10 protein-coding genes are annotated in these 12,541 nt (G+C 54.4%); 5 read left to right on the forward strand and 5 right to left on the reverse strand.

The features are described 5' to 3' along the window. Window positions 1-416 precede the first annotated feature (416 nt). A complete protein-coding gene (locus LAO76_08325; protein MBZ5490922.1) occupies window positions 417-1,019 on the forward strand; it encodes a hypothetical protein in 603 nt (200 codons plus the stop codon). 328 nt (window positions 1,020-1,347) lie between these two features. Here LAO76_08325 and aqpZ read toward each other — a convergent pair whose 3' ends face one another. Further along, on the reverse strand, window positions 1,348-2,094 hold the full coding sequence (gene aqpZ, locus LAO76_08330; GenBank protein ID MBZ5490923.1) for an aquaporin Z: 747 nt from the start codon (window positions 2,092-2,094) through the stop codon (window positions 1,348-1,350). Between the two features lie 395 nt (window positions 2,095-2,489). Between aqpZ and LAO76_08335 the strand changes: the two genes are divergently transcribed. Further along, complete coding sequence (locus tag LAO76_08335) at window positions 2,490-3,779, forward strand: GGDEF domain-containing protein (protein ID MBZ5490924.1); 1,290 nt, start codon at window positions 2,490-2,492, stop codon at window positions 3,777-3,779. Between the two features lie 80 nt (window positions 3,780-3,859). On the opposite strand, the gene LAO76_08340 is transcribed toward LAO76_08335, so the two are convergent. From LAO76_08340 to LAO76_08355, 4 genes are all read right to left on the reverse strand, one after another. Then, window positions 3,860-4,324 carry a response regulator transcription factor gene (locus tag LAO76_08340; GenBank protein MBZ5490925.1) on the reverse strand — a complete coding sequence of 155 codons (465 nt, stop codon included), beginning with the start codon at window positions 4,322-4,324 and terminating at the stop codon, window positions 3,860-3,862. Between the two features lie 88 nt (window positions 4,325-4,412). Then, the gene (locus LAO76_08345; protein ID MBZ5490926.1) at window positions 4,413-4,808 is read right to left on the reverse strand and encodes a response regulator transcription factor; all 396 of its coding nucleotides are present in this window, start codon (window positions 4,806-4,808) and stop codon (window positions 4,413-4,415) included. A 201-nt stretch (window positions 4,809-5,009) separates the two neighbouring features. Next, on the reverse strand, window positions 5,010-5,651 hold the full coding sequence (locus LAO76_08350) for a response regulator transcription factor (GenBank protein ID MBZ5490927.1): 642 nt from the start codon (window positions 5,649-5,651) through the stop codon (window positions 5,010-5,012). Window positions 5,652-5,664: 13 nt separating this feature from the next. Continuing rightward, window positions 5,665-8,742, reverse strand: coding sequence for a PAS domain S-box protein (locus LAO76_08355; GenBank protein MBZ5490928.1), 3,078 nt, complete (start codon window positions 8,740-8,742; stop codon window positions 5,665-5,667). 291 nt (window positions 8,743-9,033) lie between these two features. On the opposite strand from LAO76_08355, the gene LAO76_08360 reads away from it, so the two are divergent. The 3 genes from LAO76_08360 to LAO76_08370 all read left to right on the forward strand — a co-directional run bounded on the left by LAO76_08360 (window position 9,034) and on the right by LAO76_08370 (window position 12,521). Further along, window positions 9,034-9,738, forward strand: coding sequence for an RNA polymerase sigma factor (locus LAO76_08360; GenBank protein ID MBZ5490929.1), 705 nt, complete (start codon window positions 9,034-9,036; stop codon window positions 9,736-9,738). A gap of 227 nt (window positions 9,739-9,965) precedes the next feature. Further along, window positions 9,966-11,702, forward strand: coding sequence for an OmpA family protein (locus LAO76_08365; protein MBZ5490930.1), 1,737 nt, complete (start codon window positions 9,966-9,968; stop codon window positions 11,700-11,702). A 372-nt stretch (window positions 11,703-12,074) separates the two neighbouring features. Then, on the forward strand, window positions 12,075-12,521 hold the full coding sequence (locus LAO76_08370) for a hypothetical protein (GenBank protein ID MBZ5490931.1): 447 nt from the start codon (window positions 12,075-12,077) through the stop codon (window positions 12,519-12,521). The last annotated feature ends 20 nt before the right edge of the window (window positions 12,522-12,541 follow it).

The following is a 12,541-nucleotide window of genomic DNA, read 5'->3' on the forward strand; positions in this document are numbered from 1 at the left end:
ATCCCTTTCGTCACAAGGGCTTTGTGAAAAAGCTATGGTTAGATTGCGAAGGTGTATTTTGGGTGGGCTGATAGATAGAGGGCTTGCCCTGCCACCGCAAGATGGGTTTCTTGAGGTCGAGGTGTACATGGTTTCGATACCATGTAGGCAGGGAAGCGCCGGAGGCGCGCCCACAGATTAGCCCGCGCTGAAGGCGAGCGCATGCGAACGGGCCCCGGAACGCGCCGCTTTTGCGCGTTTTGGGCAGGAAGCCGGAAGGGCGGGTAAACGGGAAAAATGACTTCGAGCGCCGTAGGTGCGGCACATCCACAAAAAATTTCCTTGGGCTTTGAAATTCCCGGTATTCTGATCACCATCAAAAGGCAACAGACAAATCGCATTTGACTGCCTATGATTCAGATTGGTCGAGATACATCATGGTCACATTTCCAGCTTTCCTTGGAAACTTCGAAACGTACCCGAAGGACGGTATAGCGCATGATTTCTTGTCGACACTCCTAGGGCATCTTAAGAGGGTTGATTATGTTCTCAGCGTCGCAGATCCTTCGCGAAACCCAGGGCAGATGATGTCCGACCTGGATAAGGCCCTGGAAAAGAGCATCGTTGCCCTTGGGGCATTGTCCGTTGATTTTCCGCTTCCCTTGGGGGTTCCCCAAGAATTGGATTTCGCCTTCGAATATGCTGGGCGCACCATAGCTGTTGAAATCGAGAAAACGAATCAAGAGAAAATTCTCCGCGACATCCTGAAGTGTCACATGTATTTGCACTGTGGTGCTGATTTTGCAATTGTTGCGCTGCCCAAAAACTACCCCCACAAACTCGGTGTGTGGAACCTCTTCGAGTTGGTATGCAGAGATTCAAAGAATGCAACACCTACGGATTCGGTACCGGACAGAATCTTGGGCGGATTCTTCTCTTGGGTTTCCAACAGTTCGATGCCATCACCAACGAGCCTTTATCTGTTGAGACAAGACAAAAAATGCGTAGCAATGCAGTTGGCCGATGATTGGATTAGATGACCGTTGGAGCGCATTTTCGCGCAATGTCGCAAAACAACTCGGCCCGACAACTCACTCTGCATTAGCTTTTCTAGTTTCGTGGAACGTAGGCTGCAAAATGAAACTCGAGCGCCGTAGGTGCGCCACAGAGTTATTCTTCTGCGCGCTGCGCGCCATAACCATGGGCGTACCCAGATACAAAGGCTAATTGCTAATGGCTAATTGCTAGCTGCTCGCTCCCGCTTCGCCTTGGGAAGGCTACCTTTTCTTACTCAGACGGCAGCCGTGCCGCGCTCTACCGTCTGGGAAGACATGGGCGCGGAGCGGGACCAACCCCGCGCCGGACATTTTATTTGCTGTTTTGGCGACGTTCAGCACGATGGCTGGGCAGTGCCTGCTCCGCCTGCTTGGCAGAGATGAGCGGGCCCGGCACGCGGATGGTCTTATAAAGCACAGCGGCGAGAACGCCGCCGCACATCGGCGCCACAATGAACAGCCAAAGTTGCTGTATGGCCCATCCGCCCACCAGCACCGCGGGTCCAATGCTGCGGGCAGGATTAAACGATCCATTGGTGACCGGGATGCCGGCGAGAATAATAACTGTGAGGATCAGGCCGATAGGGATTGCGGCAAACCCCGCCGGGGCCCGATCATCTGTGGCGCCAAGGACCGTAAACACCAGCAGGGAGGTAAGAAACATTTCCGCCACAAAAGCGGCTGCCATGGAATAGTTGGCGGGAGAATGCTCGCCAAAACCATTGGCCGCGCCAGCCAATGATGCAATGGAGCCGCCCGGCGCACCGCTCGCTATAAACAGCACTATGGCGGAGGCGATAATCGCGCCCACGCACTGGGCCACCCAGTAGCCGGCCGCTTCTTTGATCCCCATGCGGCGGCTGACCAACATCCCCAGAGTGACGGCGGGATTGATGTGGCAGCCGGAAATTGGGCCCACGGCAAATGCCATGGCCAGCAGAGAGAGCCCAAAGGCCATGGCAACGCCCACATTGCCAACTTTTCCGCCAGCGATCACGGCTGTGGTCAACCCGGCGAAGACCAGAACAAATGTGCCAAACAACTCTGCAGCGTATTTCATGCGACTTTCACCTCAGGGAAAATTCAGCCACTGCCTGGTCCGCGCAATGTCCCGCGCGGCAAGGCCTGACAGTTATAGTGCAGACTCATTCTGCAAAAAATTGCCTTGAAATTCTCAGCGGGAATTCTACATGGCGGAAGTTGTTTTCGCACGTATCTGGGCTGGTGCGTTGCGGTTGGCGGACCTGGTTTAGCGGCACAAGGTACCCAGGAGTTTAATAAAGGAGAGAAATAGGCCATGGCACTATTGGCATCTGTTATGGAGTGCCGCGGTCTCTATATAGTTTTCTATCAGGCTATGGATTGTCTGTCTGTAAGTTGCTGTAACCAAATGGTTTAACAAAAGCTCGGCTTCATTCGGCACCCCTTCAATCTGCAAACCGGGAGCGCGGCGCAGTGATCAAGGTCAATCGAAAAATATTCACCATTTTGTACCGGCTGACTCTGCCGGGAAGCCTTCTTTTGGTTTTCTCCGCGCTTCTGATCCGCGTAGGCGTGCTGGCCGATCCGCAATCATCGTTGGTCAAGTTTTTTCCCGTAACGGTCTTCGGTATCGGGCTGGCGGTCAGTGCATTTTTCCGGCGCAGCCGGTTGTTCTTTGCGCTGCTGGTGATCGCTCTGGCGCAAAGCGCTTTCGCATGGGTGATGCCACGTCTATCAGTGGATTCCGCCAGGATCGTAGCTAACGCAATCGCCATCCTGTTGCCGCTGAACCTGCTGGTGCTGGCGTTCCTGCGTGAGCGCGGAATTATTTCACCCGCAGGCCGCCGTCGCCTTGCGATGGTGGCTTTGCAGGTGATGAGCGTCGCCATTCTGTGCATGCCTGCCGTGGCACATATTGCCGCGCAGCTAAGGCGCGCATTTATCCCACTGATATTCTCGCAGTGGAGCCGCTTGTCACAGCCGGCGCTGCTGGCGTTTATCCTGGCGATAACCGTGATGACGGCCCTGCTGCTGCGTCGTTATAAAGCGGTGGAAAGCAGCTTGTTGTGGAGCGTTGTAGCGTCGTTTATCGCGCTACACGCCGCGGGCACAAGCCATCTGGACGGAGTTTACTTCGCCGCCGGTGGGCTGGCGCTGATCGTGGCGTTAATTGAAACGTCTTACGCCATGGCGTACCTGGACGAGCTGACGCAGCTTCCCAGCCGCAGGTCGTTGAATGAAGCGCTGCTCAAACTGGGCGATACATACTCCATCGCCATGCTGGATGTTGACCACTTCAAAAAATTTAATGACAGTTACGGCCATGAGTCGGGCGATCAGGCGTTGAGGCTCGTGGCGTCCAGGCTGTCACACATTACCGGTGGCGGAAAAGCTTATCGCTACGGCGGAGAAGAATTCGCCATAGTGTTCCCGAATAAATCTTCAGAGGAAGTGTTTGTTTACCTTGACCGGATGCGGCGGGTGATTGAGCAATCGGTCTTCACCGTGCGCGGCGCGGACCGGCGCAGAAAAGGGAAGAGCGGAATCGGTCGCGGTGCCAGGAAACAAACCAACGTAACAGTAAGCATTGGGCTGGCCGCAACCAACGGCGACAAACTTGCCCCGGCAGAAGTGCTCCGCATGGCCGACCAGGCGCTCTACAAGGCAAAAGCCAAAGGCCGCAACTGCACCATTACCGCCAAGCTGAGCAAATCAGCATCGGCAGTGCAGCAGCCCAGCATGAGAGTGCTGAGTGTGAGTTGAGGACCCTCAACAGGCATGGTTTCCGTCAGTCCACCGCCTGAATAAGTTTGGCTGGTTCACGGGAATCCGCGGCAGCGGCCTTATGAGAAGTGATTCAAAAGGCACGGAGAGATAAACCGCTCTCCAGACAACGCGGCATGGATCGCAGGAACCAGGTCATTGGCCAGATGGGATTTCACCACGTATGCTGATCCGCCCGCAGTCAGTGCGGCGCTGATAAAGTCCGACTCCTGATGGACGGTAAGAAAGACGATGGGCGACTGGCTCCCGCTCTCGCGCAGGAGTCGAGCCACTTCCAAGCCGCCGACTTTTCCCATAGAAATGTCCAGGATAAGCAAGTCTGGCTGGCGTTCATGGTAGGTGCGTAGAGCGGATTCCCCGTCAGTGACGGCGGCTACGATATGGAAATCTTTTGCGAGAAAATCAGAAACATGATTCAGGACGGCGGTATTGTCATCCGCCAGAAGCAGCCGCGGTTTTTCAGTGACAGCTTCAGAACTTCTGGAATACTGCTCCGTACCCGGTCTTTGGTGAGGAGACATCATGTTTAAGCATAATCCGCCCAATACGGATGCCTACTGTTAAAACTACCGGGGGTGGCTGAAAGCGCCGCAAAATTTGGGTGCCGCAATTTCAGTGCAATAGCGACGCAGAAAAGAATTTTTCGCCGGAAAGCACGGCATTCAGCGCGGGAATGAGCTCACTCGTCATATGTGATTTCAGCACATATCCTGATGCGCCGGCCGCCAGCGCCGCGGTAACAAAGTCCCGCTCATTGTGGATCGTGAGAAACACGATTGGGCCGGAGTAGCCCTGTTCCGTTAACTTGCGGGCAAGGACAAGACCGGAGAGCGGAGGCATGGAAATATCTGAAACCACAATATCTGGTTTCAATTCGCTCCAGGCGGCGATCAGGGCATGGCCATCATCAAAAGAGGCGATCACGTGAAAGTCTTGCATCAAAAGAGTTCGAGTGCGCTCCAGGAACTCAGGATTGTCATCGACCAGAATCACTCTTGGTGCTGGCATTACTGCTCCCCGTAGGCGGGATCAGCGATGAGCTGCTGAAAGCCCAGAACTGTAAATCAACACTTTCAGATGCTTGGAGATGCGTGGTCAGAATCTGACCAGGCAAAAATTCTTGCGTCCGAACCGTGCGCTTTCTTTCCGGGCAACCTGAAGCAGCAAAGCCCGGGTGCAGCATTTTGTGAGACTCGTATTCTAACGCGGTTAAGCTGAAACCAGGTGGTGTTTCATCGCAAACTGTACCAGTTCGGCATTTGTCCTGAGCTTCAGCTGCTCCATCATACGATATTTGTGAAAAGCCACGGTCCGGGTTGCCACGTTCAGTATGGCGCCCACCTCTTTCATGGATTTTCCTTCAGCCAGAAGCTGAAGCACTTCACGCTGGCGCTCCGTCAGGCGTTCTGATTCGGCAATACATTCATCGCCCTGGCGGACCAGGAAGCCAACAGACTCTTTTGAGATCGTCGGGGAGAGGTACGTGCCTCCGCGCAGCACAGCGCGAACGGCCACCAGGAGTTCCGACGCCGCACACGTTTTTAGCACATAGCCTGAAGCTTTGTGACGGAACGCTTCAGCCGCCAGTTCGATGTCCGGATTCATGGTGAGATAAATGATCTTGATGGACGGCATGGCTTCCTTGATCTGTCGTCCAGCATCGAGGCCATTCAGGATGGGCATGCCAATATCCGCGAGGATGACGTTGGGCTTGAGTTCGGCGGCTGTTTGAACCAGAGTGCGCCCATCGCAGACGGTCCCCACTACTTCATATTCCGGTTCCAGCAGTTTCTTGCAGGCTTCGGCTACCAGAATATGGTCATCGGCGATAAGAATCTTTGGCTTTAACATAGTTACTCCTTGTTTATCCAGCCAGTCCAATGGCTTTCGACTTTGCGTGTCCCAGATCGTTGCTTTCACTTTGCAAAGGGATGATTGCAGTGATTGTGGTTCCCTCGGGATCTGAAAGGACAGAAAATGTCCCATTCACCAGCCTCAGCCGTTCCCGCATGCTGATGAGGCCAAGCCCCGGTTCCTGTCGCATGCCCACTTTTGCCGCATCAAACCCAACCCCATTGTCAGAGACGTTCATGCGGAGTGTCTGGCTGTCCCAGAGCAATTCCACTTTGGCGTGCTTTGCCGTGCTGTGCTTGGCCGTATTGTTAAGGCACTCCTGCGCTACACGGAAAAGACCCAGACTCACTTCCCGCGGCATGTTGGCCGGTACAGTTCCAATGGCGCAGTCGGTTGCAATATGGTGTTGCTCGGCGAACTCCTGGCATAAGCGGCGCAAGGCCGCGGGCAGTCCCAGGTAATCGAGCCTGGAGGAGTGCAGTTGGTGTGAGAGTCTTTGCACGTCGCTTGAAATGTGGTTTGTTTTTTCGAAAAGCTGCGTTAAGGCGCAGTGTCCGCTCGCATCCAACCCCGGCAGACTCTGTTCCAGTTGTTGAATGTCAATGGCCAGCAGGCCAAGCTTCTGGTTGATGTCGTCATGCAGCTCGCGCGCGATTCTTGCGCGCTCTTCTTCCTGGGCGCGGATGAGCCGCCCGCTGATTTCCGCGCGCGCCGCCTCCGTTTCCTTTTGCACGGTGATATCGTCGGCGCAACCGATATAGCCGGAGAAAGTCCCGTCTGTCCGGAACCTTGGCACGCCACGGTCCACCACCCAGCGGTACTGACCGTCAGCGCGGCGCAGCCGGTATTCCATGGTGAACCGCTCTCTGGCATCAAACGCGGTGGTGTAAACCCCAAGACAGTGCTGCAGGTCTTCCGGATGGACGCCTCGTAGCCAGCCTTCTCCTACTTCGTCCTCCATCCGGTTTCCGGTGAAATCCAGCCAGCTCTTATTAAAATACGTGCAAAGCTTGTCCCCTCCTGACATCCACATCAATACCGGCGCCGAGTCTGCCATAAGCCGGAAGCGGGTCTCGCTTTCCTTAAGGTTAAATTCCGCGAGTTTGCGTAGAGTGACATCCGTATGGCTTACCACGACCCCACCTTGCTTCCCAACCAAAGGAACGGCCGTCATGTGGAACCACTGCTCCTGCGCCGCAGTTTCGGAAGGGTATTCCATTTCAAACTGGCTGCTGGCTTTGGAGCAGACCTGCTGGAGTCCTTGCAGGGCCATCGGCGCATACTGCGAACCGCTTGCCGTGGCCGCCCTGCAAATATCAAAGTAGTTGAGACCAGGGCGCAACACCTCGGCCCTGAGTCCGGCGTTCCTGGCGTCCATCAGGGCTGTGGGATTAACGCTAGTGATATTGCCTTCCAGGTCGAGCACTACAACTAACGAAGGCAACGAAGCCAGGATCGCAGTTTTGAGCCGTTCTGATTGCTCCAGTGCCGCGTTCGTGCGCATCCGTTCCAGGCCGATCCCGACAATGTTGGCAATCCTTTGTAACTCCGCTAATAAAGTGGCGTCCCAATCCCGCTCTTTTGAAGATGAGAAAAAAAGCACGCCAGTAACTTTGCCCGCGGCTTTTAGCGGCACTCCGGCAAAGGAGTGGAGCCCAGCCTGGGTAACTGCCGGCACTACGCTGGGGGTTTCACGATGCAACTGGGCACGCGTGCGGATGGCGACTGTTTGGCCGTGAAGTAACTGGCTGCTTGCCCACGCGCAGTCTTCCTGCTTCAGCCGCGCCATCCGCAGGGAACTGCCCCGGATACTGCGATGATGCAGCAGATGAAACCGGCCCTTATCCTCCAGATATTCGAACAGGCTGATGCAGTCAATCCCGAAAAAATCAATGAACTGTTTAAAGCCGCGATCGATCGCCGCATTTAGCATCTCCGCCGGAAGATGGAGCAACGTTGCGGCCAGTCCAATCTCCAGGTTCTCCACGGCACGCATACGCGCCAGCTTGCGTTCCGCGCGCTGGCGCTGAGTGCTGATCTTTAGAAGTGAAGCAATTAACGTTCCTTCCAGGAATACCGCGACGCCTAGTCCGAAAATCTGCCATTTGTACTGGTTCCATGGGCTGCTTTCCTGACCGATCACAATGCTATTGGTTGGCAGGTTGATGATGCCCCATCGCGCCATTTCCGCTGCATCAAAAACATAATGCTGGAATTCGGCAGCCGTAACCGGAATGGACTCGGGCTTTTCACCCTGCAATACGCGCAGGGCGGTTTTTCCCATCATTTGCCCGACCTCACGCATGTCAATTACGCTGCCGCCCACAACTCCTTTTCCAACTTGTTCTGAAGAGATTCCATAGATAGGTCTGTTGGCTGCTTGCGCTATTTCCGGCAGCACACGCGCGCTGATGTACTCTTCACCAGTCTTATCGGCTGTTAAATCCAGAAAAAGGATGATTGATTCAGGCCCGAGGGTGGCGACTTTTAACTTCAGTTCATCCACGCTATTATCTGTAAAATCCACTACCTTGATGTCCGGAAAATTGCTGTTGAATTCCTTCTTTGCCTCGTCCACCTTCAACCGATCATGGCGGGAAGACCCGGCAACCAACACCACCTGGCGTGTGTCAGGATTCTGGTCCAGGGCCGCCTTGAGAGTCGGTACAAAATTCAGCAGGACTTGAACAGAAACTCCCGTATGCACTGGGCCCGGGGAAGGCAACGCAGAATCGATCAGCAGGGAAACGATGGAAGCCTGCGGGAATAGACGCGGCCCTTGCTTTTCAGCAAATGCAAGCGGCTGGTCGCCGATGGTGATGATGACGTCAAATCTCTGGTGGCTGTACTTTGCCTCAAGGAAAGCTGCAATCCTGGTTTCATTTTCTCCCGTGTGGGCGAAAAGATACGGGTCCAGATACTCAACATCAAAATGGACAGGACGATCAATGCCCGCCTGAATTTCAGATCGTGCTTCATCGATCACCGTCGCAATGCCCGGCTGGTCCGGATCCACTGAAGTAATAAACAAAATCCCGAACTGGTCCCGGGGCTCCGCGGGTTCTGAGGCAGGGCGGAGGCCGAGCATAAACATCATTAACACGGCAAGACTAAGTGGCCGAAAAAACATCATTTTTACTCAGTTCAAGGACAGTTGATTAGCTTGTGGGCCCAGCCGGCATGCGAGTCCGTTCACGAATGCAGACTCATCAAAGGAACTTGTACTCCTTTCGTCCCCTGGTGCACCGTGATGCTCGTCACACACTTGTGAGGCGGCTTTTCTCCCCAACTGATTGCGGAAAAAGGAGTTGGAATGCGCCCATCAGCTCAATTTCGCCCGTTCTCGCGTATTTGGTAGAAATTCACGACTTTTCTGGTTGTGGGCTGGGTTGAGATGATCTGGCAATTTTGCCAGTTCTGCCGCCGCTGCAATCGGGTTAGTTTCTTCAGCACAGGCGCGATTAGCGATGGTGGAAAAGAGGATGTGATGAAAACGGCGGAAAGCAACAGCGATCAACGAATACCGGAAAAGACAATCGTGGCACAAGCGCAGCAGGGTAATGAGGAGGCGTTTCAACTCTTGTACCATCGGTACAAAAGCTACGTTTCTGGCCAGTGCCGTCGTCTGGGCTGTAATCGCGAATTGGCCGAAGAACTTACCCAGGAGGTGTTCATTCAGTTATGGGAAAAGCTGGCTGACTTCCAGGGGCGTTCAGCATTCAGGACGTGGCTGCATCGGATCGCGGTAAACATCATTTTCCGCCATTTTCGCAAGAATAAGCGCAATTTCCTACAGCTGGAGATCACATCCCCGTCAGGCGAGAGCACCGATCTTTCTGACCGGGTTTTTGGCAAGCCGTGCGGCCTGGACGACCGTATTTTCATCTCGCAGATCCTGTCTAGCCTGTCATCAACCGATCGAAGTCTCATCATGCTTCATACCGCCGGATTCAAGCACAAGGAGATTGCCCGCATGCTCAAGATCTCCGGTTCTACCAGCCGCTCCCAGTTGTTTCGTGCACGGGCCAGGATGCAAAGACAACATTTTGGTCTGCAACAAAATCCAGCACAGATTGCGGCGTAAAAGATCATCGCGGCAGATGTTCAATGAAGGCAATGAATCCGGCTTACAGGAACTCCCTTTCCAGATTTGACGTTCAGGCGAACTAGTATTTTTGCCAGTTTCATCCATCCATTCTTAGTCCCATGATTGAAGCTGAAAAGTGGGAACCAGAAAGCAATCATTCAGTTTTTTGAAAACCTGGCGGCGACAAAAAGATTGGCGCCATGACAGGTTCGAGGAGGAAAGAGATGTACCGTAAAATTATGAGTCGCTTCGTTATTATCGCGGCACTTCTTGCGCTCGGCGTTAGCATCGCATCAGCGCAGGATGCATCCATAAAGGTGAGGGTAAGTCCACCGGAAGCCTACATTTTTGTGGATGGGCAGCCTTTTGCGCACCGCAGCCAAACCATCAATCTCTCCGCTGGTGAGCACACCATCGGTGTTTACAACTACGGCTTTGTGCCGCAGGTACAAACAGTAACGCTGCAAGCGGGCCGCAATCCGGAAATCGTTGCGCGGCTGCAGGCAGTACCGGGATCTGTAAGCGGTCCGTGGGGACGCATTCAGATTGAGGGCAATGTAAACGACAAAGCCGCTGTATTCATTAATGGTGTGAAGCCGGAATATTTCGTTGGCCACATCGATGAAATGAACAATGAGAAGCTCGCCACGCAGAAACTCGTTCTGCCGGTGGGGACCTATGAGTTGTTCCTGGTGAATCCAAAGGAAACCGAGCCGTTCTTTACCGACAAGATTGAAGTGCTGGCAAACCAGCGCCTGGTAATCGACATCGGAGACAAGACGCACAAATACCACAACTGGGACAAAGCCGGACACAAGGCTTCACTGAACCGCTTCCATACTGGCGCAAACTCGGCCAGCATCGCCGTTGCCCCGGTCACCGGCAATTTCACCGCAAACAAGATTGACATCCAATGCGGCGAAACCGTTACGCTGAGCTGGAATTCAACTGAAGCCGCCGAAGTTGGCATCGCAGCATCACCGATGCAAGCAGTGCCGGCCTCCGGAGAGCGGGTTGATTCTCCGACCCAGACCACAACCTATACGTTCCAGGCGAAGGGTCCTGGCGGAATCGTCACGCAGGCAGCCACTGTGCATGTTGACCCCAACGTGCAGACTGCTCTGACGGCGAATCCAACTGAAGTCCACTATCGCAAGATCGATGACAAAGTCATCGTTCCCGGAACGTCAACTCTGGCGTGGACCACGACGAACGCGCAGACGGCTGCCATCAATCCACTGGGCGCGGTTGCGACCAATGGAGAGAAGGCAGTGCCGGCGGATCCCAAACAGACCAACATCGGTCCTGTGGACGAGATGGCCATGTACGTACTCACGGCCACCAACAATTGCGGCGGTCTGGATAAAACTCTGGCTGCAGTTCATATCACCGGCACCATTGAGCCTCTGCCCGTGGTTCCGCTAGCCAGCGTCTTCTTCCCCACGGCTTATCCCACGGAAAAGCATCCGGAAATTGGCCTGCTCAATGGCGAGAAATCGCTACTGGACGGTGCGGTAGCCGGTTACAAGAAGTTCCTGGAATACGATCCTGACACCAAACTGAAAATCATCGCGAATACTGACCCCCGCAGCTCCGATGACTTCAATATGGCGCTTAGCCTGCGGCGCGCTAACATCGTGAAAGCCGCCCTGGTATCTCTTGGCGTAGATGAAAGCAAGATTGTTATCGAAGCCCTGGGAGAAAACCAGCAACTAGACAAGGCTGCTGTGAAAGCCCTGGAAGAAAAGAACGGCTTGAACCGTCGGGTTACAACCGCATTGGTTCTGGCTTACAACCGTCGCGCGGACCTCGTCATGGTTCCAACAGAGAAGCCTGCGCAGACGTCTGAAGTAAAGCTGCCCAAAAATAAAATTATTGAGAGCAGCAAGTTCAAGGGTCTCCGGACCGTTGAAAAAGCGAGCGCTGTCGTAGCTGAAACCGCTGCCGCGGGTCAGCAATAGCGACTCATCGACAATGGCCTTCCTCCATCGCTAGGTGGAGGAAGGCCATTTCGTTTTTCACCCGTGGACGCCAGGGATTTGAGACATCCCCGCCGAGACATCCCCGCCGAGACATCCCCGCCGAGACATCCCCGCCGAGACATCCCCGCCGAGACATCCCCGCCGAGACATCCCCGCCGAGACATCCCCGCCGAAACATCGAGACATCCCCGCCGAAACATCCCCGCCGAAACATCCCCGCAGAAGAACTTGTATGCAATTCTTTCTGTCAGTTTTGCCAGTAGCAGCCCGTTGCTGCAGTTTCTAAGCTTAGGTCAATGTCAGAGCAGCACTCAAGAGCGGGCGGAGCTGCGCAGGAGAAGAGGTAATCCGTTGAACGACATATGGCAAAGAGTGGTCGATAATCTCTTCGGGCGTTTAGATGGCCCGCTTCACTTCCGGTTCATCATGCAGCCCGTGATGGCGATGCTCCTGGCGATGATTGGCGGGATCAAGGATGCAAAGCTCGGCAACCCGCCATATCTCTGGGGCATGTTTTCGGGCTCTCAGCATCGCAAAGAGTTTTTACAGGACGGCTGGAAGCATGCCGGCAGGATCTTCATTCTCGCGACCGTGCTGGAACTCATCTACCAGCCACTCGTTCTGCATGCGTTTTATCCGGGAGAAATGCTGATTGTCGCGTTTGTGCTGGCGATTGTGCCTTACGTTCTGGTACGCGGGCCGACGAATCGCATTGCGCATCTCTTTATTAAAAACGCGAACAAGGCTGCTTCCGCTCCAGCCGGGGTTGGTAGCCGGGTAAAGCGGAAACCTGCTTAAAGAAACTTTTGCTCCGCCAG

This window comes from Terriglobia bacterium, from assembly GCA_020072645.1.
In the GTDB taxonomy this organism is placed as follows: domain Bacteria; phylum Acidobacteriota; class Terriglobia; order Terriglobales; family Acidobacteriaceae; genus Angelobacter.

Coding starts and splice junctions, on each gene's coding strand:
- LAO76_08325 (MBZ5490922.1), top strand. CDS start 417: ATGGTCACATTTCCAGCTTTCCTTGGAAACTTCGAAACGTACCCGAAG.
- aqpZ (MBZ5490923.1), bottom strand. CDS start 2,094: ATGAAATACGCTGCAGAGTTGTTTGGCACATTTGTTCTGGTCTTCGCC.
- LAO76_08340 (MBZ5490925.1), bottom strand. CDS start 4,324: ATGATGTCTCCTCACCAAAGACCGGGTACGGAGCAGTATTCCAGAAGT.
- LAO76_08345 (MBZ5490926.1), bottom strand. CDS start 4,808: ATGCCAGCACCAAGAGTGATTCTGGTCGATGACAATCCTGAGTTCCTG.
- LAO76_08350 (MBZ5490927.1), bottom strand. CDS start 5,651: ATGTTAAAGCCAAAGATTCTTATCGCCGATGACCATATTCTGGTAGCC.
- LAO76_08355 (MBZ5490928.1), bottom strand. CDS start 8,742: ATGCTCGGCCTCCGCCCTGCCTCAGAACCCGCGGAGCCCCGGGACCAG.
- LAO76_08365 (MBZ5490930.1), top strand. CDS start 9,966: ATGTACCGTAAAATTATGAGTCGCTTCGTTATTATCGCGGCACTTCTT.